The 23,590-nt window shown below is 67.4% G+C and carries 17 protein-coding genes and 2 pseudogenes; 4 read left to right on the top strand and 15 right to left on the bottom strand.

The features are described from left to right. Positions 1–8: 8 nt before the first annotated feature. The 3 genes from ABT300_RS16755 to ABT300_RS16745 all read right to left on the bottom strand — a co-directional run bounded on the left by ABT300_RS16755 (position 9) and on the right by ABT300_RS16745 (position 2,214). Positions 9–311, bottom strand: coding sequence for a putative quinol monooxygenase (locus ABT300_RS16755; protein WP_351675925.1), 303 nt, complete (start codon positions 309–311; stop codon positions 9–11). Further along, complete coding sequence (locus ABT300_RS16750) at positions 308–1,378, bottom strand: Ldh family oxidoreductase (RefSeq protein WP_351675923.1); 1,071 nt, start codon at positions 1,376–1,378, stop codon at positions 308–310. The genes ABT300_RS16755 and ABT300_RS16750 overlap by 4 nt, the downstream gene beginning before the upstream one ends. A 107-nt stretch (positions 1,379–1,485) precedes the next feature. Continuing rightward, positions 1,486–2,214 carry a GntR family transcriptional regulator gene (locus ABT300_RS16745; RefSeq protein WP_133928815.1) on the bottom strand — a complete coding sequence of 243 codons (729 nt, stop codon included), beginning with the start codon at positions 2,212–2,214 and terminating at the stop codon, positions 1,486–1,488. 80 nt (positions 2,215–2,294) lie between these two features. Here ABT300_RS16745 and ABT300_RS16740 point away from each other — a divergent pair. Continuing rightward, positions 2,295–2,684: pseudogene (locus ABT300_RS16740) on the top strand (MBL fold metallo-hydrolase); the annotation flags it as partial. Between the two features lie 86 nt (positions 2,685–2,770). On the opposite strand, the pseudogene ABT300_RS16735 reads toward ABT300_RS16740, so the two are convergent. Both ABT300_RS16735 and ABT300_RS16730 read right to left on the bottom strand, forming a co-directional pair. Next, positions 2,771–3,000: pseudogene (locus ABT300_RS16735) on the bottom strand (helix-turn-helix domain-containing protein); the annotation flags it as partial. A 50-nt stretch (positions 3,001–3,050) separates the two neighbouring features. Further along, positions 3,051–3,269 carry a hypothetical protein gene (locus ABT300_RS16730; protein WP_351675921.1) on the bottom strand — a complete coding sequence of 73 codons (219 nt, stop codon included), beginning with the start codon at positions 3,267–3,269 and terminating at the stop codon, positions 3,051–3,053. Positions 3,270–3,637: 368 nt separating this feature from the next. Between ABT300_RS16730 and ABT300_RS16725 the strand changes: the two genes are divergently transcribed. Then, complete coding sequence (locus ABT300_RS16725; protein WP_351675919.1) at positions 3,638–4,819, top strand: hypothetical protein; 1,182 nt, start codon at positions 3,638–3,640, stop codon at positions 4,817–4,819. A gap of 601 nt (positions 4,820–5,420) precedes the next feature. On the opposite strand, the gene ABT300_RS16720 is transcribed toward ABT300_RS16725, so the two are convergent. The 3 genes from ABT300_RS16720 to ABT300_RS16710 are packed head-to-tail and all read right to left on the bottom strand — an operon-like array spanning position 5,421 to position 8,722. Beyond that, on the bottom strand, positions 5,421–6,188 hold the full coding sequence (locus ABT300_RS16720; protein WP_351675917.1) for a hypothetical protein: 768 nt from the start codon (positions 6,186–6,188) through the stop codon (positions 5,421–5,423). 3 nt (positions 6,189–6,191) lie between these two features. After that, entirely contained in the window at positions 6,192–8,282 is a 2,091-nt protein-coding gene (locus ABT300_RS16715; RefSeq protein WP_351675915.1) for a hypothetical protein, read from the bottom strand. Continuing rightward, on the bottom strand, positions 8,279–8,722 hold the full coding sequence (locus ABT300_RS16710; protein WP_351675913.1) for a hypothetical protein: 444 nt from the start codon (positions 8,720–8,722) through the stop codon (positions 8,279–8,281). Before ABT300_RS16710 ends, ABT300_RS16715 begins: the two co-directional genes overlap by 4 nt. A 518-nt stretch (positions 8,723–9,240) precedes the next feature. On the opposite strand from ABT300_RS16710, the gene ABT300_RS16705 reads away from it, so the two are divergent. Beyond that, positions 9,241–11,148: an AAA family ATPase gene (locus ABT300_RS16705; RefSeq protein WP_351675911.1), complete on the top strand. Its 1,908-nt coding sequence runs from the start codon at positions 9,241–9,243 to the stop codon at positions 11,146–11,148. A gap of 278 nt (positions 11,149–11,426) precedes the next feature. Then, positions 11,427–12,437 carry a hypothetical protein gene (locus ABT300_RS16700; RefSeq protein WP_133928807.1) on the top strand — a complete coding sequence of 337 codons (1,011 nt, stop codon included), beginning with the start codon at positions 11,427–11,429 and terminating at the stop codon, positions 12,435–12,437. 92 nt (positions 12,438–12,529) lie between these two features. On the opposite strand, the gene ABT300_RS16695 is transcribed toward ABT300_RS16700, so the two are convergent. From ABT300_RS16695 to ABT300_RS16665, 7 genes are all read right to left on the bottom strand, one after another. Then, a complete protein-coding gene (locus tag ABT300_RS16695; protein ID WP_351675908.1) occupies positions 12,530–15,073 on the bottom strand; it encodes a S8 family peptidase in 2,544 nt (847 codons plus the stop codon). A gap of 97 nt (positions 15,074–15,170) precedes the next feature. Continuing rightward, on the bottom strand, positions 15,171–16,157 hold the full coding sequence (locus ABT300_RS16690; protein WP_351675906.1) for an AAA family ATPase: 987 nt from the start codon (positions 16,155–16,157) through the stop codon (positions 15,171–15,173). A gap of 115 nt (positions 16,158–16,272) precedes the next feature. Beyond that, on the bottom strand, positions 16,273–16,821 hold the full coding sequence (locus ABT300_RS16685; RefSeq protein WP_351675904.1) for an SLOG family protein: 549 nt from the start codon (positions 16,819–16,821) through the stop codon (positions 16,273–16,275). Continuing rightward, positions 16,808–17,530: a hypothetical protein gene (locus ABT300_RS16680; protein ID WP_351675902.1), complete on the bottom strand. Its 723-nt coding sequence runs from the start codon at positions 17,528–17,530 to the stop codon at positions 16,808–16,810. Before ABT300_RS16680 ends, ABT300_RS16685 begins: the two co-directional genes overlap by 14 nt. 12 nt (positions 17,531–17,542) lie before the next feature. Then, positions 17,543–18,001 carry a hypothetical protein gene (locus ABT300_RS16675; RefSeq protein WP_133928803.1) on the bottom strand — a complete coding sequence of 153 codons (459 nt, stop codon included), beginning with the start codon at positions 17,999–18,001 and terminating at the stop codon, positions 17,543–17,545. Between the two features lie 509 nt (positions 18,002–18,510). Next, complete coding sequence (locus tag ABT300_RS16670; RefSeq protein ID WP_351675899.1) at positions 18,511–21,705, bottom strand: RICIN domain-containing protein; 3,195 nt, start codon at positions 21,703–21,705, stop codon at positions 18,511–18,513. A gap of 87 nt (positions 21,706–21,792) precedes the next feature. Next, on the bottom strand, positions 21,793–23,556 hold the full coding sequence (locus ABT300_RS16665; RefSeq protein WP_351675897.1) for an amylo-alpha-1,6-glucosidase: 1,764 nt from the start codon (positions 23,554–23,556) through the stop codon (positions 21,793–21,795). Positions 23,557–23,590: the final 34 nt, after the last annotated feature.

Raw genomic sequence — 23,590 nt, 5'->3', positions numbered from 1 at the left:
TCGAGAGGTCAGGAGTGGTGGAACAGGCGACGGGAGAGCGTGTTGACCTGGCTGCCGGGGACGATGTACTTCGCCGCGGCCTCCCGCCAGACCTGGAAGTGGGGTGCGGCTCGGTGTGCCTCGACGGCGGCCTCGTCGTCGTAGATCTCGTGGAAGACGAAGTGGTGGTCGTCGGCCAGGTCGCACACGACGTCGAAGTAGCGGCAGCCGGGCTCGTCGGTGAAGGAGCGCTCGGCGTTCGCCTCGATGGCCTCGAGGAAGGCGTCACGGCAGCCGGGGACGACCTGGAGGGACACGGTCAGCGCGATCATGCGGACAGCTCCTGCGGAGTGACGGGACGGGGCAGGGGTACGGCGGTGGCTTCGGCGATGCGGCCGAGGGAGAACCAGGTGTCGTCGGCGAGGGTGATGCCCTCGCTGCGCAGGCGCTCGGCGGTGCGGGCCTCCGGCTCGCCGGGGACGAAGATCTCGGCCGTGCCCGGGGCGGCGGGGGTGGACTTGGTCTCCTCGATCAGGTTCTCCATCCGCTGTTCGAACTCGGCCGGGTCGGCCATCGCCGCGATGTCGATGCAGATCAGCAGGTGGCCGACGCCGCTGCGGCCGCTGGGGCGGTAGGGACCGACGACCGCCGAGCCGAAGGCACTGCCGGTGAGCACGCCTGCCAGCACGTCGAACATGAAGGAGATGGCGTAGCCCTTGTGTCCGGCCATCGGCAGGATCAGGCCCTCGATGGCGCGGCGCGGGTCGGTGGTGGGCACGCCGTCCGCGTCGGCTGCCCAGCCGTCGGGGATGGGCTCGCCGCGTTCCTTGGCGTGGTAGATCTTGCCCCGCGCGACGGCGGTGTTGGCGATGTCCATCACGACGGTGCCGTAGCGGCCGCCCGGGGCGGCGATCGACCACGGGTTGGTGCCGATGCGCTTCTCCCGACCGCCCCAAGGGGCCATTGCCGGACTGGCGTTGGTGGCCAGCAGTGCCACACAGCCCCGCTCGGCGGCCTTGCGGGTGAAGTACGCGGCCGTTCCGAAGTGACCGGAGTTGCGGACCCCGACCGCGCTGATCCCGTGCCGGCGGGCGCGCTCCACACCCCAGGTCACCGCACGGTCGGTGAGCACCTGGCCGAGACCGTGACACCCGTCCACGACCACGACGGCGCCGCTGTCGGTCACGACCTCGGGAGCGGCGACGGCGGTGGTCGCGCCACTTGCGAGACGACCGAGGTACCAGGGCAGGCGCAGCATCCCGTGGGACGGATGGCCCCACAGCTCGGCGGTCATCAAGGTGTCCGCGAGCAGCCGGGCGTCCGCGGGCGGAACGCCGTGGGCTTCGGTGGCGGCGGCGGCGAATCGGAGCAGGTCGGCGGCGCCGACGGTTTGCGGCATGAGACGGCCCCTCGTAACGAGGAATGATGTATCCAGTCCTGTATACAGGATGGCTCATGCGGAAGCCACCAGCACGGTTGACCGCCGGATCGAGACGCGCAGGGGGGCTACTGGCGGTCGACATCCAGGTGGACGTTGGTGCCGAGCGCGAAATCCTGGCCGGTCAGGCTGTCGATGAGCGCCTGGAGGGTCTGCGCGAGATGGTGCCGGGCGGCCGCTTCCGCCGCCTGTGCGTCGCCCTGCACGATCGCCTTCAGCATCGCGCGGTGCTCCTCCAGCGACGTGAGCATGCGGCGCTGGCCGCTGTGCGAGAGATGCCTCAGCCGTACGGTCTCGCTGCGCAGGTCACCGATCGTGCGGGCGAGATAGGGATTGCGGCAGGCGGCGATGACGGCCTGGTCGAAGCCCTCGGTCACCTCGTAGAAATCCTGGTAGGACCGCGTCTGCGCGGCGGCGTCCAGCGCACGGAAGGACTCGTCGAACTCCTCCAGCCGCTCCAGCAGTTCACGGAACGGCACCAGCACGCGCCCATCGGCCGCCCCCGCCGTCGCGACCGATGCGGCCGCACGAGGCTCCAGCAGCATCCGGAACTCGAACAGGGCCCGCACCCCACCCAGCGAGATCGCGGCCACCCGGGCCACCTCGCCCGGCACGAAATCGACCAGCCCTTCCCGGGCCAGTCTCCGGATCGCCTCCCGCACCGGCGTCCGCGAGGCACTCAGTTCCTCGCCCAGCTGGACCTCGCTCAGCTTGGCCCCCGGCCGCAGCCGCAGCGATTCGATGTCACTCTTCAGCCGCTCGTAGACCGCCTCGCTCTTACCGGTTGCCCGAGCCACGGAACTCCTCGTCGATCCTGCCGCACACATCTGTGTATACAGACTAGCGGGGTCATCCCCTCAGGGGTTGACCACTAGCCGGCGCCCCCGTCCTCGTCCACCTGGACGACCGGCTGCTGTGGAAGCACACCCACCCCGACCACAACCCCGGCGGTTACCTCTCCGACAACCAACGCATCCCCGTCGCGGGCACGGAACTGCGGGTGCTGCACACCCCTGGGCACACGCCCGGGGCCATCTGCCTGTACCTGCCCTCGCTCAACACCGTCTTCACGGGCGACACGCTGTTTGCGGGGGGTCCAGGAGCGACCGGTCGGTCGTACTCGGACTTCCCGACCATCATCCGCTCGATCCGGGACCGCCTCCTTGTGCTGCCACCGGCCACGGAAGCGCGCACCGGGCACGGACAGGCCACCACCATCGGCGCGGAAGCGCCCCACCTCGCCGACTGGATTACCCGAGGTCCCTGAGTGGCGGCGCTCAGCGAGGATGCCCTGCCCGTGGGGGCCGTGAGTCTCGGTGATCCGCGCACCGCGCGGGCTAGCACTGGTTGCCGCAGCAGGGCAAAGTCCGCGTCGGCCTCGCGCAGGACTTCCAGCAAGCCCGGCGCGCGTTCGGCGAGCAAGTCATGACCTGGCTGGTGTAGGCGTGGGCGGTGGACTCGCTGGTCCCGAACCCAGCAGCGATATTCACGAGGGTGGTGTGTTCGCGCAGGTACACCAGTGCCACCATCGCGCACTGGGAGGGGCGGAGCTTGCAGCGCCGGCCGCCCTCACGGGTGACGACGCGGCTCTACTTCCCCTCCATGAGGAACTGCCCGCGCTCCCGTACGATGGTCACCATCTCGGCGGGTTACGGCGCCAGCGCGAACGGCTTCTCGCACAGCACCCCGCGCTCAGGAACAGCAGGGTGTGCTCATGGCGGACGCTGTTGGGAGGGGCCACGTGCACGAGGCCGACGGTGGCGAGTTGCTCGAAGCAGACGTATCGGCGCCCGGTGGGCACCCCGTACTTGTCGCCGAACTCCTCAGCCTTTTCCGGTCTGCGCGAGGCCACGGCGACGAGGTAGACGTCCGGGCAATCGGCCCAGCCCGTGGGCGAACTTGCACGCGATCGAGCCGGTTCCCACGATGACCCAGCGGATGGGGTCGGGGCGCGACCCTCCGCATCCTGCTGCCGCCGGTCACGGGTGTGCATCCAACGTGGGTTCGCGCGTTGTGGCGTGTGGATGCCCAACAGGCCCACCAGAGCGGGAAGATGTCGGTGACCTTCATGTGCCGCCGGGAAAATGTGCGGCACCCGCACTGGTCTGCTGGAAACATGGTCGCCTGCGAGCACGACGCCGGTCAGCGGGACCAGGTGATGCCCGTCTCGCCCACCGCGCGCGTCACACATCGCGTGGCACGGAGAACGAGGAGACGCCGATGTCCGAGGCCGCCGACTCACCGAACCTTCATATGGCCACCCCCTCGGTCTATCTCGATCTGTGGGTGTGGATCCGTCTGGCACGCGCGGCGAAAGGAACACCGCAGGAGGCATCCGACACGAACCTGCTCGTAGCCGTTCGAGACGCCTCCGCGGCAGGTGTCCTCTTCCCGCTCTCGGCCACCCACTACATGGAGGTCGGCAAGATCACCGACCCGCGCCAGCGGGCGGAAGTGGCCCGGGTCATGGCCTCCATCTCGCACTGTCGCACCATGCGTTCACGCCGTGTCCTGCTCAGGCATCAGATGCTGCACGCCATGCACGTGAGCTTCGGCCGACCTACGTTCCGGCCCCGCTCGCCGCGAGTGCTCGGCATCGGGGCTGCCTGGGCGCTCGTCGGTGAACGCGCCCCGCTGATCCTCCGTGGCCCCTCCGGCAAGGTCGACATGGACACGGTCCCGGAGCTGCGGGATCTGCTGCGCAAGGCCAACCAGTACGCCGAGTTCCAACTGCTCGCGGGGCCGAGGGACGAGGAGATCGAGAACCTGCGTCGGCTGGGATACCGGCCCGAAGCCATGCGCAAAGTCACCCGGAGCAGACTCGAGTGGGAGGAGATGTATGCCGAGATGCTGGCCGACGACCCGGTCAGCCGGCATGAACTGCGCGTACGAGTTCAGGCACGCGAACTCCTCCACGAGCACTACGAACTGCTCCGGGAACTACTCGACGAGTACCACATCGACCTTCACCGGGAGATCGGACTTGACAAGGCCCGCCCGAGGTCCGGCCGCCCCCGCATGACTGCGTTCGCCGACCGGATGCCGTCGGTGCGCATCGCCGTGGACCTGAAAGCCGAGCTCTTCAGCAATCAGACCAAGACCTGGACGATGAACGCCCTGTACGACGTGGACGCGTTGGGGATCGCGGTGCCGTATTGCCACGTCGTCGTCCCGGACCGCGAAATGGCGAATCTGCTGTCACGGTCCAAGGCCGGTCCGCGCAACGGCACGCGCATCGTCATGCGACTGCGGGACCTGCCCGCCGAACTGGCCGACCTCCAGGCTCAGGTGCACGCCGCCGGCGGTGACCCGTGGGACCGCGACTGGATCGGTCCGGGAGAGGACTTCTGCACCGCCATTGAGGATCTGCGCGCACTCGCGCCGCATCGCCCTGCTGCATGATCGACGGAGTCCCGCGGTTCGGAACCGGAGCAGAAGCGGATGCATCCGGCACGCTGACGGGTATCGGCGGTCAGATCACGGCGGGCCAGTAATGCGTGCAGGTCACGGCGCTGATCGTCGCTCAGCTCGACGCGCAGGCTCCTCGGCATGACGTCCTCCCCGCAGGACGCCTACCCAACGCAACCAACTTCACCGGACTCGCTTAGGCCGACGGCGGCTACACCAGGCAGTCTCGGCGCGAGGTGCCTGGTGTAGCTACGAAGAGGCTCGAGTCCGGTTCGGACCCGGACATGAACTGGTGTCGGACATGTCCCGAAGTCACCGCTCGCCGTCGGATGGTCGGGCCGTGTGAGGAGGCAGGCAGCTGCGGGGCGCTGGGGCGCCGGGTGAGCGGTGACCGTACTCCAGGTAAGGCCTTTCCTCGGGGTGCCGGTCCACACGTGTACGCCGCCAAGCGACATCGAAGGAGAGGGCCCCGTCGCTGGCCTGCACCAGGCGCCACGCATGCCAACTGGTCCGCGGCGACAGCAGCCACCGCAGTACAAGCGTGGTCACAGGCATCTCGTCGTCCCGTAGGCTGGACGAGGAGCCCTAGCGCCGGTCACGCGTCACCCGCCAAGACGGATGGCGCGTGCCCGTTCAGCAACGCCTGTGCCTTCAAGGCGTGTTGAGGGCGTTGGGCGCTCTCCATGCCCGCGGCCAGCAGCGTGTAGAGCATGCGTTTCTGACTGGGCTCGGGGAAGCTGGCCAGGAATTCACGCAGTACCTCAAGCGTCTGATGCTCGACCGTCCGCTCGTGCTCGGGCCGGAACCGGGCGAAGGCCTCCGCCACCTTGCTCGCGTCGCTGAGAACGGTGGAGAGCTTGGACCAGTCGGCGTCGTCCCGCTCGACCCATCGCACCAACAGGGCGACCGGATCGGCGAGTTCGGAGGCGACTGCTTCGGCCGCCTGTCGGCGCAGGATGTCGGCCACGGCCTGCTGTCGCTGCGCGGACAGCAGAGCGCTGACGGCGGCCTGGTCATCGGGCGGCAGATCGAGCGCGAGCGAGGCCCGGAACTCGATGGCCGGATCTGTGGACAACGAGCGCTTGGCTCGCAGGTGTTCCCCGACGACATCCCGCGCGGTGGCGAGATCCGCCGGATCGCATGCTACGGCGACATCGGCCGCCGCCCTCCTGAGGACAGCACGCACAGCCGCTGCGAGCTCTTCGCTCGCGGCCGGATACGGCGGCTCGGTGAGGATAGTGGCCGTGATGCGGGCGGCGAAGCCGATCCCAGGACGCGAACTGCGCAGCCTGACCTCGAAGTCGGTCAGGCCGTGCCGCACTGCCCTGCGCATGCGGCGGCGCGACCAGGCTGAGGTGGCCACGGATCAGGACTCCACAGGCGTGGACTCGTAGTTGAGGCGCGCTACCGACAAGGCTGCGGGCAGCCTGAGGTCCTTGCGCAGCTCGATCACGGCCTCGTCGTTGACCACGCCAGGTTCGCCGAAGATGAGCGCCGAGATCGGCGTGGAGTACAGGTGCTGTACGACGATCTCGTTGAGGATTTCTGTCACAAGCTCGCGCGACACCTCCGTCGTCTGCCGGAAGTGCGCCCACGCGGTCAACAGCTCCCGGCACTCCGCGTCGACCCGGTCGTCGGCCAGCGCCACGTTCCAGCCCTGGACGAGCGCCTCTTTGACGTCCTCCTTCTGCTCCGCGGCCGCCAGCATGACCTGCAGAACGTACGGATCGACGCGGGGGTCCAGTAGTGAGAGGAAGGCCCGGTGGCCGGCCAGGTGCTTCTTCTCGGTGGCCCACTTGATCACGGTGTTCCACACGCGGGGCAGTTGGCCCTCGCGGGCGGCGATGTCGCGCAGCGCCCGCTGTGCCACGAGTACGGCGCCGTCGGAGTCGGGCCGGTCGAGGATGTGCCGCAGGCGGACGAGGGCCTGGCGCGGGTAGTGGTCGGCGAAGTCGCCCTGGCAGACCAGAGCGACAACGGTCGCCACGGCTTCTGAGGTCTCTTGCGCCGAGTCCAGCAGCAGGGAACGGACCTCGGCGCCCAAGGTGTCCGCCTCGGCGGCGACCGTGAGGACGCGAGCGATCAGCTGCAAGTGCTCGGGGCTGCTGTCGCCGTTGTCGATCCAGGCGTGGATCTGCTTGATGACGCGGATGTCGTTCTCCGCGACGGCCAGCTCGACCAGTAGGTCGCCGATGGGGGCGAGTCGATCGGCCCCGGGCCCCTTGGGCGACGTGATGGTGTCGAGCCATGCCAGCAACGGCGGGTGGATGTCGGCGCGTTGCTGCCAAAGGTGGAGCAGGACGGCACGAGCGTAGCCGCGCTGGTGGTCGAGGGTGACGGTCCGCCCAGTGACCTTCGCTCCCAGGGCCTTGAGCCGGGTGGTCAGATCGGGCCCGGTCAGGATCGTCCGAACGCTGGTCTCCCGCGGCTCGTCCAGGAGCATCCTGGATCCGTCCTGGATGGTCAGCGCGTCCTTGTTGTTCAGGAACAAGGTGGAGACGAGCAGAGCGCGGTCCTCCGGCTTGTCCTCCGTCTCGGCGAAGACCTTCTGGACGTCGGACCACCATTCCTGGAAGGCGCTGAGCGCCGCCTTCAGCCCCTCTGTGGAGTTCACGGCGGAGGCGAGCTTGTCGGCCAGGCGCGCGCCATCCGCAGGACGGCTGTCATCGGTCAGCAGATGTGCGGCCTCGCCGACCAGACCTGTCCCGGAGGAAGCCGTGTTCAGCCAGCGCAGCCGGTCCGGCCGGTGATGCACGTACTCCAGGTGCGTCCGTGCCACTCGTTGGGCGCAGGGCTTCGTCGTTGCGCGGACGACGCCCCGGGCCAGGGTCCCGGAGGCGGCTTCGGGCCACCCGTGCTCGTCGGCGATCACGACCAAGTACGAGCCCACATAGAGCAGCTCCTCGGCGTAACTCACCAGCTGCTCCGCGAAGTTGCCCACGTTGCGCCAGGAACTGATCTCCGCGGCCACGTCCAGCAGGTATCCCGTGCCCGGCTCGTCGGGCAGCACGGAGATGTCCGGGGAGCGGGGCTTCTCCCAGTCGGGCCGGATCTCCCGAAGGGCCAACGGCCTGCCGGAAGCGGCCTGTTCCTTCTGGGAGATCTCCCACAGGGCCTTGATCCCGGCGGTGCGTTTGCCGTAGCCGGCCGGTCCGACGACGACGGCCAGCCGGGGCCCACCGCCAGTCAGACGATCGATGGCCTCTCCCGCCGTCCGCACCTCCTCGTCCCGCGAACTCAGTCCCACCCACGCAAGGCGTACGACGTCGAGCTCCGCCTGTGGAATCCCGGTCACCGGCAGCTGCGGCTTGCTCGTCATGGTGACGGAGCCGGCGGCCACGATGATCTTCGAGTTGTGGTTGTTGCCGACGTCCACCCGCAGTTCGGGCGTAGGTATGGGGACCGGTGGAGCGGGAGGCAGGGGCGGAACGGCGTCGGGAGCGCTCTCCTCGCTCACCGGCCTCCCTCCGGCGTCCCGTAGTGGAAGCCGCCCGAGGCGTTGATGGCACCGCCGGCGATGACGACCTGGCTGTTGGTGTTGTGGTGCACGCTCGTCCGCGCGCCTGAACCCTCATCGGCCTCTTGAACCTTGGCAGCCAGCTCCTGAAGATCTTGCGCCGCGTCCGGATGCCGCTGGAGGAAGGCCGCCAACTGGATCAACAGGTCACCGCGCAGCCGCTCCTCCACCGCTCCGCGTTCACTTTCAGGGCTGTCGACGAGCTGCTGCCGTGCCGTGTCGATCAGTCGCAGTACCTGCCCGGCGCCCTGCTCACCGTCGCGACGAAGGATTCGGGCCACCGCACCCCGCACCGAGTCCCAGGTGCTCCTGACCATCTCGGTGACGAGAGCGGCAGCTCCCACACTCGCGACCTGCATGATGTCCAACGCGTCCCCCATGGTCGTTCCCCTGCCCAGTGAGGTGCGCAGGGGTCGGTGGCATATTCGACACATCAGGGTGGATGTCGGCGTGGATATCGGCAATCGAAAGTATTTGCCATATACCGGAATGAGTAATTATCAAGCGCTCGAATCTGGCCGATTCGGATCCCGGGTGCGAGACGCCGGGCCCGGCAATCCTTCGTAAGGCCCAGGATGGGCGGCAGTTCATGCTTCAGCTACGGCGTAACTTGGCCAAAGCGCCACTTTAGGTGATTGTCCGGAACCGAGTAGAAAGCACTGGTGTGAGTGATGTGAATCCGGTATGCGCACGGTGACGGAGAGGCGGGCCGGGCCCCGGCGGTCCGGGACAGGTGAGCAGGCCCTCGCTGGCGGGTCGGGGGATGATGCGCGCAGAGTTCTCGGCCGCATCGGCGGATCTTGGCCTTGAGCTCGACAAGTAGAGCGGAACGGTGTGGTTGATCGCGAATATGGCAAATGGCTCGAAGTGGGCGGGCAGGTAGGGGCAGACTGGTTGCATGCAGCTCACTCAGGTGCGAAGTCGCCTCTTTCGTAACATCGTTGACAGCGGCAATGTCGATATCGCGCCGGATGTCACCGCACTGGTCGGCAAGAACGAGAGCGGAAAGACGGCACTGCTGTCGGCGATCTATCGCTTCCACCCTGTGTATCCGCAGGACTCCTTCACCTTGGGGCAGGACTATCCGCGATGGAGGAAGGTCCCCGACACTCGCTCAGGAGAGATCAAGAACGCCAAGCCGATCACCTGCACGTTCACCCTTGACGATGAAGACCTGAAAGCTGTCACCGACGTGCTTGGCCCCGGTGTGATCAAGGGGCGCTCGTACTCACGATCCATTCCTTACGAGGGAACCCACACGGTCATCCTGCAGGTCGACGAAGCCGTGGCTCTGGACAACCTGTACGCCGACGAAGAAGTGTCCCCGGCATTGCGTAGCGTCCTCGGAACGCGGAGCCTGGCCGCTGCCCTCGAGCAAGCCGACGGCCTGGCCGCCGCGGAAGACTCGGACTACACCGCGGCGGACGTCGATCTCTTCACCAGGGCGGCGCGCCAGCGGCTGGGCGACAGTGCGAGTGCCTGGCAGCGGGCCGTACGCATCCTGCGCGGCCGCGAGCCGAAGTTCTTCTACTTCAGCGACTACCAGAACCTTCCCGGTCGGATCGCCCTGACGGAACTCAATGGCCAAGAAGAGCCTGGCGCCTCAGAGATGCAGACCGCCCGGGCACTTTTGGAACTCGCCAGCACGACTGCCGGAGCGATGTCGGCGGAAGATTTCGAGGAACGCAAAGCCGAGCTCGAAGCGGTAAGCAACGACCTCACGCGACAGGTCTTCGAGTACTGGAAGCAGAACCCGGATTTGTCGGTCGAGATCGACCTGGACAAGACCACAGTCCAGCACCCGAACGGGCAGCATGCCGTCGCCAGCCATCTCGACATCCGCGTCAAGGACCGGCGACACGGGTTCACCAACAACTTCTCCGCCCGCTCGACTGGATTCCAATGGTTCTTCAGTTTCCTTGCTGCCTTCTCCCAGTTCGAGACCTACCCGCACGGCGTGGTCGTCCTGCTGGACGAACCCGGCCTGAGCCTGCACGGCCGCGCTCAGGCAGACTTCCTGCGTTTCATCAACGAGCGCCTCGCCCCCAACGCCCAGGTCATCTACACGACCCACTCACCGTTCATGGTCGAAACGGCTCGGCTCGATCGCGTACGCATTGTCGAAGACCGCGGGCCGGACACCGGGGCTGTTGTTACTCAGGAAGTCCTCGCCGTCACCGACGACTCGCTCTTCCCGCTCCAGGCCGCTCTCGGCTACGACATCGCCCAGAACCTTTTCGTGGGCCCCGACAACCTCCTGGTTGAAGGAACCAGTGACTACACGTACCTCACTCTGGTCAGCGACTTCCTCAAAGAGGCTGGCCGTACGCACCTCGATGAACGCTGGCGTATCTTGCCCGCCGGCGGCGCCACGAACATCCCTGCCTTCGTCGCTCTCATCGGCACCAACCTCCAGGCGACGGTCCTCATCGACAGCACACCGGCCGGAGTCGCCAAGCTCAAGACCCTGACCAACAAAGGCCTGCTGTCCCCCAAACGGCTCTTGCTCACGGACGCCTTCTGCGACGGCGTCAAGGACAGCGACATCGAAGATCTGTTCTCCCCGGGCGACTACCTCAAGCTGTACAACGCTGCCTTCGGTACCAAGCTCAAGGTTGGTGACCTCAACGGCACCGATCGCATCATCGCGCGCCTTACCCGCGCGACCGGGGCCCCGTTCACCGAACATGGTCGACCGGCCGACGCTCTCCTGCGTAAGCGGGACACTTTGCTACCTGGGCTTTCCGAGACGACCTTGAGTCGTTTCGAGCAACTCTTCACCGCTGTCAACAACACGCTCGCCTGACCCAGGATGGGCATTCAGCCAGGCCTTGGAGGACCCGTCATAACCTCCCCGGGGTCTGGCTGGGAGCCGCCTCGTTCAACAACACCGAGACCGTGACATCCCGCGGGGCTGCTGCCGCTCGTCCAGGACCAGGCGCTTGCCGCGCAGGCTTCGCGGCCGCGGTAGGTAACTGCGCCGCCGTCGATGTAGTTGTGCAATCAGGCCAGTCCGCGCAGTCGCGTCTCCAGGCCATGACTAACGCGGTGTGTACGTGGCGTGCCGTTGTCTAGAGTTCTGCTGTGGCATCAAGCGATTACATTCTCAGTCTCGTCCGCACGGCGCTGGACGAGTTCGATGAACGGCCTCTGGAGGTCTCCGTCCGGCGTGCTGTACGCATCGCCAACCTTGCGGGCGACACCAAGTACGCGATGCGCCTTGCCATGGAGCTCAAGCCTCTGACCGGTGATCGCCAGACAAACGCTGAGACATCTCGCATGCTCATGGCGGACCCCTCGGCATGGAGTTCCCTCGAAGGCCCTCATGAAGAGGCCATGCGGCAGTACATCATCGACCGCACGATCAGAGATGACTCGGGCAATGTCACGGACCGCATCGACTCCCACTCACTGACAGAGCTGCAGTTCTGGGAAGAAGAGTTTGAAGAGCTGAGGCAGAGCGGAGAACGACTGGACTACAAGGATGCACTGAGGACCCGGAGCCGTACGAAGCGGATCATGGAGCGGACACGGCATCTGACCTTTGCGCTGCTGTGCTCCTGGGAGCGTCGCTTCGGTTACACCAGCATCAACGAGTCCATCTTCGGCAGGTACCGAGCCAAGGTGGATACCCTCCTGGCCGACGGAGCGACGGAACTGCTCCAGCAGTTCAACGCCGTCTACCGGCGGTTGCAGGAAGCGGCCGAGGCCTCCCCTACCCAGCCCGTGGCGGAAGAATTGTCGCAGGCCATCACAACGTGCCGTCGCATCCTCAAGGCAGTCGTCGACCATGTGCTCCCACCACGGGACCAGCCGTCAGCCTCGGGCCACAGCCTCGATGACGCCCACCACCGAAACCGCCTGTTCGAGTTCACCAAGCAAACGATCGAAAGCAAGTCGACCAACAAGCTGACCGACGTCATGATCGCCGGTCTCTACGACCGGTTCGTAGCCGTGGACACGATGACCAACAAGGGTGTCCATGCGGCAGTGGCTTTCGAGATGGCCAATCTGTGCGCGCTGAACACCTACATCATCTGCGGTGAAATCATCAGCCTGCATGACCTCAGGGCGGAGGCCTCGGATACGAGCTGACTTCGAATCCCATCCGGTGTCGAGCGTTGCTCGGGAAATGGGGAGGGTGAGCATTCGCGGGAGAAATTCTCGGAGCCGCTGGCATGGGCCGCCTACCAGCCGATCTCCGTCTGTATTGGAAGGCTCGTGCCAGTCTCGTTGCGTACTGCCGGTGCGCCGAGGATCGGGATGTCGAGTTGGTTGGCGATCGGCGTGTACAGGTCGGTCTCGACTTTCGGGGTCTCCAGCGACACCAGGAGCGCGTACCGCACCGGGCGGCCAACTCGGTCGGTGCGGTTGTGGTTCTTCCACCAGCCGCCGGAGGGATGGACGGCCAGGACGCCGCAGTCGGCCAGTTCCGCCGCCGAGCCGTGCCAGACATCGGTGTGAAGCGATCCCTGATTACGGTTCTGGGGCCCGACCAGCCAGTTCTCGTCCCCTTCGAAGGCCTTGGCGTGGGCAGGGGCGTCGCTTTCGGCCTCGGCCTGCGCAGTGATGCGCCGCTCGAATCCGTCCACCGACTCGCCGGGCGCCCTGATCGCGAAGCGGAGCCGGTGGGAGGCGTAGCTGTATCTGCCCCGCATCCCGAGGCGTCCCGGGTTCGGCTCGACGAAGTACGACAGTGTCACCCGGAGCGCGACGGTGACGGCGCCCAGCTCCCGCAACTGCTCCAGCGGCCAGGGCAGTTCGTGAAAGTGCAATTCGGCCAGGCGCACGCCGCCACCGCTGGCTCTCTGGAACGGCACCAGTTGGCTCTGCACGATGAGGGTGACGGCGTTGGCGGCGCTCGACAACACCCGTTCCGCGTTCGGCACACCCCAGCCGTAGCGGCGGATGACCTGCTCCATGAGCTTCTTCTTGCCCAGCCTGGGTCGCCCGGTCTTCGTGTACAGACCGTTGCCCATCATCGCGGGGGTCCAGCGGGCCTCGTGCACCAGCAGTCCTCGTACGGCTTCAGGAGACAGGCTGGGGTAAGCGGCGTGGGCCAGAGCAGCGAGATGGGCGGCCTGGGCGGTGGCGGAGCTGGTCGCGTTCGCGGAGGAGACCAGTCGGGAGGCGTCCTTGCCAGTCGTGGTCACGCTGACCACGGCGTGCTGGTCTAGCAAGGTCTCGCCGGGGTCGACCAGAAGGTTGCCGCCCTCCATGACGATGTCGGGCTTGACCACGGGCGTTCCTGTCAGGGCGACCGATGTTCTGCTGAAGGGCGATAGCTGACCGGATGCTGCCAGTGGCCAGAAGCCCGCGAAGGACGGGTCCTCGGGTACACCAGTGAGCTCGGTGAAGGCTCCGACGGTGAGGATGTTGTGGGCCTGTGCGGGTTCCTCGATCCGCGAGAGGTCGCACATCGTCAGGTGATCCAGGCGGCCCTGCGGGGTGCGAATCTGATGTGGTTCCAGGTCCCGGACGTTGCCAGCACTGACCACGATCAGCCGTGAGGCGTCCGGATCGGGAGCGCCGAGCAGCTCGATGCGGTCGTCGTGTGCCACTACGTCCGTTCCTGCGGCGAGTGCGTCGAGGGCGGCGGACCACAGGGTCGGGGTGCCGTCGACACCGTTCTTGCCGTCCCGGGACTGGTCGGTGACCGCCATGGAGAACACGCGGGCCCGCGGTGGGCCCGCACTCAGGGCTTCGATCTCGGCCTTCGCCACGGCGTTCGCCGTCACCTCGGCGTAGGTACGCGGGTGCGCAGGATGATCTGTCACCCCGTCCAGGATCTTTACGGACTCCAGCCCATGCGTCAGTACGACTGGATCCGAGCTCTCCAACGGACCGGCGAGATCTCCATAGAGCGCGATGCCCGCCATCTCAGTGCCGTGTCCGTGCCGGTCTGCCGCGGTGTGCCGTGGCAGAGCACTGTGGGCCCGTCCGTGCAGGGACGTCTTCAGGAGGGGGTGCTCCTGGTTCACTCCTGTGTCCAGGACACAGACCACGGGCGCGTCGGGCGTGGCCGCCTCGATGCGTTCGGCGAGGTTGTTCACCAAGTCGTGCTGGAGGGAGCGGTCTGCGGAGTGCAGTTCCCGGGCGAAGGTGGGCCGGCGGATTTCCACAGGGGTGGCATTGGTCCCCATGAGGGCCTGCAGGTCCTCGCCGGAGGCGTGCACATGGGCGACGAGTCGCTCACCGACGGCCAAAGCCACCTCAGTCACCGGCCATTGGTGCTCCGAGGCCAGCTCCCGCAACGTCTCGACGGGATCCGATTCAACGATCTGCCGGTCGAACCACAGCTCCCACCAGCGGTTCTCCTCCAGCGATGGCAGAGGGGTGTCTTCCTGCCACAGATGCTGGAAGAGAGCGCGCTGGACCTTCTCCATGTTGGCGACCAGAGGCGCCTGCTTGGGGGCGTGGCTGTCGGTGTCCTCGGTGAACTGCTTGATACGGCGGGAAAAATCCCCGACCTTCTCGTAAGGGACCCAGACAAGCGCATCCTGGGGGCGCTGTGCGGTGCCTGGATGAACGCTCATCAGCGACAGGCCCGAGCTGTCGAGGGATTCCAGTTTGAGGCCGTGTCCGGCCGCGGCTTCGATGCGGACAGCGAAGCCGTCTGCTCGGTACGGCTCGGGGATCTCGCCGCGGGCGTCCACGGCCTCATCGCGGGCCCGCTCCAGGCCGCCGACCAGGCGAGACACATGGCCCTGCCGGTCGGCTGAGCGATCCATAAGCTCTGCGCCCCGCGCGGGCCGAGGCTGCTTCGGTCGCAGGGTGCGAGCAGGCCAGGGAACGAGCAGATGCGGAGTATGGGGATTCGAATTCGACTCAGGCATGGTGGAGCGCGTGCCGCTCACTCAGAGCGTCCAGCAACAGGCGATCGTCGATCACGTCAGCACCCCCCAGAATGGCCTTCTTGGCAGCGGACTCGGCAGCCTTCACGAGTTCCGCGTGGCTCAAGCCGACCACGCGCTCGGTTACAGAGGGCCACCGTACTGCGCTGGTATCCATTCCCGCGAGTCTCCTGCGCATCACTTCCACCGCCTGCTCCGGTGTGGGCGTCTCGTAGGGGATCACCAGATCGAAGCGCCTGAACAGAGCCCGGTCCAGGATCTCGTGGTGGTTGGTTGCCGCCACCACGAGGCTCTCCGAGGGGGCCTCGTCCAAGAACAGCAGGAAGGAGTTGAGGATGCGTCGTGCCTCGCCCACGTCATTGCCGGCAGCCCGCTGAGCGCCCAGCGCGTCGAACTCGTCGAACAGGTAGACCGCCCGGGTCTGCGCCACGGCATCGAAGACCAGACGGAGTTTCGATGCCGTCTCGCCCATGAAACGACTGATCAACGCGTCCAGTCGGATGGTGAACAGCGGCAGGGACAACTCGCCGGCCAGTGCGGCCGCAGTCATGCTCTTGCCGGTGCCCGGTGGACCGGAGTGCAGAATCCGATGGACGGGGGTGAACCCGAAGCGCTCCAGCCGAGCCCGCTGCCGTTGCTCGTGCAGGACCCGGTCCAACGAGGACCTCAGCTCCGGGGCGAGGGTCATGTCGTCGAGCCGGACATCCGGGTACCAAGCCGTTAGCAGACTGGACAGCTCACCCCGGGGCTGAACCACAGGCGTCGGACCGACCGCGCCGATGGTCTTCGCGCCCTTTCGTCGCATCGACTCGACGAGCTCTTGCAACTCCACCGCGAACTTGCCGTGTCCCTGACGTGCGGACTTGGCCGCCACCTGGAGGGCGATGCTGTAGAACCGGTCGTCGTCCGCCTCGGCGTGTGCCCGCACGAGGGCTTTGAGATGTTCGGCGCTGGCAGCCATCCGCGTAACACCTCCCCGAGCAACCGGTGCAACCTAGTAAACCTACTCCCACTGACAAGGCATCGTACGAGGATCTCGTCCCACGTACCCACTGAGCGAAACCGCCCGCGCCTTTCTATTCGGTCTCGATGGCATCGTTGTCAGCTTGTGCCGTGAGCCAGGTCCGCCGAGCCACATCGAGTTCGCTACGCACACGATCCCTACGCCGTCGGGGGAACTCGTGCGGCAGCAACCACCGTCCGACACCGGGATCTGGCCCGGTCACATGCCAGGCGGGAATCCCAGCCAGCAGACCGCGCAGGCACATGTCCGAAGTGCCGCCGGTCCCAGGGTCCAGGCGGGTGTGGAAGGCGATGATCAACCGCGGGTGCTCCTGCAACAGCATCCGAGTGTTCCGCTCGGGCCCGGCCGATCGCCACGCTTTTGGCCGTGCCTGTCGCTCGGCCTGCCAGTCCACCGGGTGACAGCGGTGGTGATCGCCGTTGAGTCCGCTCCGCTCGCACCAGAGGTGTGCTGCTTGATCTGCACCCGATGCAGCGCCCTCGATCACTACGAGCCGGTCACCGTAGCGCGCTGCTAGTCGGTCCAACACCGCGGCGACCGTGCCGGGCCAGGCCCACCGCCGGTCGCCGCACACCAGCACGCGGGGATCAGCCAGTTCCACGCGACTCCCCGTCTTCTCCGGCCTCGTCGTCGGCCGGCCCTTCCTCGACCGCTTCGTCGTGCGGCATAAAGGACGAGGAGTCGGTCTTCCGCTCCTGGCATTCTGCAATCGCGAACGCGTTCTCGAGTCCCCTCAATTCTCGCTCGCCGATCAGCGAGGCGATGGGCCCGGTGATGTCGGTGAATACGATACGCGTTCCGGAATTGGAGATCCTTCGCACGAGGTCTCCGAGGGACGTCGGCAGTCGCGAAACGGGGACGCGATCCGCGTAGCTCAGCGGTGAATCCAGCCAGGCGCACGTGTGGAGCATATAATTCAGCGCACACGCCTGACTGGCTGCTTCAGTGGCACGGTCACGAGCCAATGCATCTTTGATCGCCTGGCTCAAGAACTCATCCGTGCTCTTTCCTGACGCCTTGGCCCAGGCGCGGATTCTTCTCTTCACCCCGGGCGCGAACGGGATGCTCATCCGCAGCATTCCGTCCGGCCCTGGGAAGAGGGTGCACAGCACGTCAATGGGAAGGGAGTCCTGGAGTCGCTTCCATACCTTTCTGATGGCAAGCTCCTCGTCTCGCGCCGACACTAGAACGGCGATGCTTTTTCCATCGCGTGACGAGGCCATTGGCATTCCGCTGATCCGTCGCGCGGCCTTCAGCTCGACTCCGCGTACGGTCCGAGTCAGGATGATCTCAATTGCGTGCAGAGGCATGGGGACTCCAGGTCAGTAGAGCGAAATTGGGCCGTCGGGAAGCCAACCTTCCACATATCCAAATACCAGAAGGGCCACGCCTTCGGGTGAGACATCGCGGTGGCGAGTTCTCAGCTCGCTGATTTTCCAACGGGTGTGTGATGGAGACATCGTCAGGAACGAATCTGACTCTTCCGCGCTGATCCTTACGATGAAAACGTGGGAAACCGTGCGCTGGTCGTGCTCCCAGCATTCCGGCTCTCGCGTTTCGTGAACTCCATAGACGGATCCGAAACGCGGGTTCGAGATGCGAAATCGGTCGGCCAGGTACTGAGCGGCCCCGTCCTTGAAATCGGCGTCGCGGGTGAGGAGTGTCTGCGGGACTGTCCAGCCGGCGCAGCATCCGCCGCACAGCATCAGGCGGTCCTGGTCGTCCAGGAGGAGCAGGAGGACTCGGTGGTCGGCGACTGACGGGGCGTGGGAGGTTGCCATGCGGTCAGGCTGCCGCTTAGCTACTCAAGTAGCAATCGCGATGCCGCCCCATGGGTGACAGGTTCACTCGGGCAGTGCCAGATGCGCGATGCGCGCCGTGGCCTGCCTGCCTGCACCGCCAGCGTGCACAGGTTGCACCAAATTCAGGCGTTGCACCGCACCCTGCGCACACGACATGAGCTGCGAAAACGCTGCACAGGCGTTTGGGATTCGGGGCTGCCGCGTTTCGGGGGGTCGCACGCCACCAGGCCTGACCTGCGGCGACGGAATTTCCCACACATCCCACGAAGGCCGGGGCTTGTGGGGTCTCTCGAAGGTTCGGGAGGGGTACAAGCCCGCTGGTCAGACCCGGTGTGACGCGTTCTGCTCCGTTGGCTGAGCAGGCGGCGCGCGTACCGGGGGCCGACCAGGGACAGCCTAGCGGATGTGGTCCGCCGAGCGGCGTCGGTATAGGGGACGGTCCGTGCCGGGGCCTCCCGCCGGGTCGGGCCGGCGGGAGGCGCTGGGGGTCAGGACTTGCCGAGGAGGCGCCAGATCTGGTTCTTCTTGGTGGTCAGCGTGCTGCCGGTGTCGCAGGTCCACTGGTGGATCTTCGCGCCCGGGGCGGTGGAGACGGTGCTGACGTCGACGCACTTGCCGCTGTGCACGGCGACGAGCTGGTAGTCGTGGCTGTTGCCGAGCGCGGTGACCGGCCTGAGCGTGAAGCGCTGGTTGGCGCCGTTGAGGCAGGTCCACTGCTGGACGGCGGCGCCGTCGGCCGTGGAGAGGGCGGAGACGTCCAGGCACTTGCCGCTGGAGTGGTTGACGACGGTGTAGGTGTCGGCGGCCCCGGAGACGGGGTGGAAGTCGAAGATCTGTTCCTGTCCGGCGCCGCAGGTGTTCTGCTGGTACTGGGTGCCGTTGGCGGTGGACTGGCCGGGGTTTTCCAGGCACAGCTGGCTGTGCTGGGCGACCGCCGTGGAGGAGAAGCCGGTGGCGGCGCCGATGTGGAGGCTCTGCGGCGCGAAGGAGATCTCGTCCAGGTGGGGCGCGGAGCTGGAGCGCATCGGCTGGCCGATGTCGCTTCCGCCGCCGGAGTAGACCACGCCGATGGTCGTGCCGTCGTAGTCGTAGAGCTGGGAGGCGGTGAACTTCACCGTGTTGGCGCCCTTGGCCAGGGTCACGGGGACGGTGTGGGCGGCGAACTGGTTCCAGTGCAGGGTGCTGGCGAAGTTGACTCGGGTGGCGGCGCCGCCGTTGACGCTGACGTCGGCGTGCTCGGCGTACAGGTCGGGGTTGTAGTGGTTGGAGGGCAGTTCCTCGGCGTTGGCGTAGCGCATGGTCATGGCGTAGACGCCGGCCGTGGGCGCGTTGACGTTGAGCGTGAGGGAGTTGGCCGGGCCGTTGCCGATGCCGGTGACGACTCCTCCGTCGGCCTGGGTGTAGGTGGTGTCCGTGGCCGCGGTGCCGGTCAGGGCGCCGTTCTCGGCCTGGTAGGTGACGACGTTGCCGGTGGTGACCGGGTCGGCGGCGCTGAACGGGGTGACGGTGAGGTCGTCCAGGGTCAGGGTGCCGCCGGCGCCGGTGACCTGGACCTTGTTGATGCCGGCGGTCAGGTGGACCCGGTTGGCGGCGGTGGACCAGGCGCCGGTCGTCGCGCCGGAGAGGGTCTGGTCGTCGACCGTCCTGCCGTTGACGGTGAGGTCGGCCTGGCCGGTGCCCCGGTAGCGGGCGGACAGGTCCGCGTATCCGTCCTGCGCGGAGTAGACCCAGAACGTCGCCGACTTGCCGGAGGTGAGGTTGACCGCGCCCGCGCCGGACTGGCCCTGGGCGGTGTAGGCGGCGGTGGCGCTGTCGGAGAGGGCGGCCTGCTCGGCCTCGTAGAGCGTGGCGCCCTGGACGGCGGCGTCCTTGTACCGCAGGTCGATCTTGTCGATGATGGCGTCGCCGACGGTCGTCGCGCCGTTGTCGCCGGTGGTGGCGAGGGTGATGGTGTGGCTGCCCGCGGTGAGGTGGACGGTGGCGTCGTCGTGACCCCAGACCACCCACTGGAAGCCGACCGGTATGTCGATCCTGGTCGAGGCGCCGCCGTCGACCCGCGCGTACACGTTCGTCGGGCCCTTGACGTCGGCGTCCTTGGCGTAGCTGTTGCCGAACACCGACAGGTCGTAGTCGCCGGTGGTGGGCACGGAGACGGGGAAGGAGATCACCGTGGTCGAGCCGGTGCGCAGACCGCCGACGTCCTTGGTGCCGGAGGTGGCGAACTTGCCGACGTCGCCGGTGGTGCCCTCGGTGTTGATGTTGTAGCCGCTGCCGCTGAGCGTGGCGTTCTCGGCCTCGTACGTGCCCGTCCACGTGCTGTCGGAGGCGGTGGCGCTGCCGGCGCCGCCCGGGGAGACGATCACCTGGTACGCCGACATGCGGTCGAGGGCGATGGGGACGGTGATCGAGCCGTCGGATCCCACGGCGACATCGGCGTCGGAGAGCCGGGTCGGGGTGGCCGCCGCGCCGATGTAGCCGCTGTAGCGGTCCTGGAACACGCTGACGTGCACGGTGCTGCCGAAGACGGCGGGGTCGATGTTCTTGATGACCGTGTCGGAGTCACCGCTGGTGCCGCCGCCGGCGAGGACGACCCGGGCCTGCTTCTTGGCGGTGTCCAGACTCGCCAGACCCTGGAGGGTGTACGCGGCGTCGGCCCCGGTGCTGGTGACCTTGACGGTGTTGCCGCCCTTCATGGAGCTGTACCAGTTGTACAGCCACCACTGGGCGTTGGGGGTGTTCTGGGCGGCGGCGGAGTCGCCGAGGTTGCCGTTGATGTTCCAGTACGGCAGGTTGCCGTCGACCTTCTCGCCCTCGATGGCCGAGATCCACTGGACCATCTGGCCGGGGTCGGTCAGGTGGTAGCGGTGGGCGTACTCGTTGAGGTTGACGGGGATCGGGGAGGTGATCCCTGCGGCGGTCTCCACCGCCCGGTAGGCGTCGACGGTGCTGCGGACTCCGGCCGGGCTGCCCAGGGTGTGCCAGGTCACCACGTCGGGCAGGCAGTTGTTGGCCTTGCAGTAGGTGAGGAATCCCTTGAGGGAGGAGTCGCTGTAGCCGGCGCTGTTGGGCCCCGCCAGCCGCGCCTGGGGCCAGAGGCCCTTGATGAAGTCGTAGGTCTGGCGCCACTCGGCGTTGAAGTTGGCGAGCGCCGTCGCGTTGGTGCGCATGCCGTTGAACCAGCCGATGTCGGGCTCGTTGTAGGGCACGAAGACGATGTGGCTCGCGTACGGGCTGGCCTTCGCCTGCTCGACCTGGGTCCGCATGGTGTCCTGGTAGGCCGCGTAACTGGCGCGCTCGTAGTTGGCCCGGTACACGTCCGTCATGTAGATGAAGACGTCGCCGCCGCCGCTGTCGACGAAGGGCTTGGCGATCTCCAGGGCGTCCGAGCCGGGATGCTGCTGGCCGTCCTGGTACTTGGTGTTGGTGGTCTGCAGCCCCATCCCCTCGATGAGGTTGTTCGTCGGCACGTCCGGCCCGTACAGGCCGTACAGCGCTCCGGAGGCGCCGCCGCGGAAGGCTCCGGTGGTGGCGCCGAGGTCGACGGTGAGGGTGGGGGTGGCCGCGGAGGCCGGCGTCGCCGTCACGGTGGTGACGCCGGCCACGACGGTCAGCGGGAGCAGCGTCCTGGTGATGCCGTGGAGGAGGCGTCTCTTGGCCGAGCGCCGTTGCCCGAGTCTTGGCATGTGCTTACGTCCCTTCAGGGATGGGGCTGGTTGTCGCTGTGCCGGCCCCCGTGCCGGACGTGTGGGTGGGTGGATGTCGCCCGCGGGTCAGGCGACGGTGGTGACGGCCGCGCCGGCTTGCGCGCCGCGGCGTTCGTGGTCGCGGGCGAGGAGGAGGTAGCTGCTGGCGGTCCAGGTGTAGGCGCGGTCGCGCAGTCCCTCGCCGGTCAGGGCGTCGAAGTTCTCGGCGAAGCCCGAGGTCTCGCACAGGGCGCGGAAGCGGGCGCTGATCTCGTCCGCGAGGCGGATGTGCCCGGCGCGGCGCAGGCCGTCCTCGACGAGGACGGTGGCGGGGGCCCAGATGGGGCCGCGCCAGTAGCCGTCGGGCTCGTAGTGGGGTGAGTCGGGATGTTCGGTGGCCAGGCCGAACGCGGTGAGGTGGGCCTCGATCCGGTCGGCCAGCCGGTCGCGGACCGGTTCCGGCAGGCGGTCGCCGAGGACGATCGGCATCAGGTCGAGCAGGCTGGCGCTGGGGGTGCGGGCTCCGCCGTGGGCCGGGCGGCTCAGGAACCGTTCGCCGTCCCACAGTTCGTCGAGCAGGGCCGTCTGGAGGGCGTCGGCGGTGGCGGCGCGGCGGTGCGCGTCGTCGGAGAAGCCCAGTTCGTCGGCCAGCCGGGACAGTTCGTCGAGTTGGAGGATCAGCAGGGCGGTGAGGTCGGCGGTGACGGCGAGACGTCCGGGGTCGAAGGCGGTGGCGTTGTCCCAGCCGCTGTCGTTGCCGTGCTGGTAGTGCGGCAGGGCGGCGCCGGGGGCGCGCCGCGCGGTGAGCCAGAAGTCGCTCCAGCGGGTCAGCCGGTCGTACGCCTCGGTCAGCTGCGCCCGGGTGAGCGGCTCGGGCAGACGTCGGCGCAGATGGCCGAAGGCCCAGCCGTGGATGGGCGGTTTGACGAAGTTGTAGAGGACCTCGGAGTGGGTGACGGAGTCGGGGAGCGCGCCGCCGTCGTCCTGGTGGTCGAAGGGGAGGGAGAACTGGTCCCAGGCGAGTTCGGGACAACCGGGAGCCAGGGCAAGGGCGTTGAAGCAGTGGTCCCAGCTCCACACCTTGTCCATCCAGTGCTTGGACATCAGCACGGCGGGCCGGGTGACCAGGCCGGCGGGGAGCACGGTCGCCGACCACACCACGTAGGCGGCGAGCTCGGCGGCCGGGGTGGCCTGTGAGCGCCAGGGTGCGACGGTGTCGGCGAAGTCGGCGAACAGCTCCCCGGCCGCACCCCGGACCTCGGCGAACGTCGCCGGGGAGCGGAAGGGCGCTCGTGCGGCGTCGAATTCCTCGACCGCGACCTCCCACGAGCCGTCGGCCCCGGCGGCGACCGTGAGGCCGCGGTCGGCGGCGCCCAGCGCCTGGGAGCCGCTGACGGCGGCGACCGTGCCGGACAGCACGGTGATCCGGTAGCGGCGGCCGGTCTCGTAGGAGGTGAACACGTGCGCGTCGGTCACCGGGTCGCGGTAGAAGTAGGTCCCGCCGAACGGGGTCAGGGCCTGTGCTGCCGCGGTGACGCGCAGGTGCACTCCCTCGCCGCGCACGCGCAGGGTGTCCGGCGACTCGTAGGCGAGGTCCACGCGCCCGGCCTCGGCGGTCCAGCCGAGCAGGCCCGGTGTCGCCTCGACGGAGGTCTCCGCGCGCTCGCCCGTCGCCGCGTCGAGGGGGACGAGGCGCAGGACGGCGTGCATGCCGTTCTGGTGCGAGACGAGGTGCAGGTCCTCGGCGCGCGTCCGCTCCGACAGCACGGGGGAGACGCAGAACCAGGAGCCGTGCGTGCTGAAGGGGATGTCTTGGACGGAGAAGGCCGGGTCGGCCGGTGCGGCGGTCATGGAGGCGGCACTCATTTCTTGTGCGGGGGCGGTC

It is taken from the genome of Streptomyces sp. NPDC001027 (assembly GCF_040299045.1).
GTDB lineage: Bacteria > Actinomycetota > Actinomycetes > Streptomycetales > Streptomycetaceae > Streptomyces.
The sequence above is the reverse complement of the archived record's forward strand: the minus strand, read 5'-3'. Positions and strand labels throughout refer to the sequence as shown.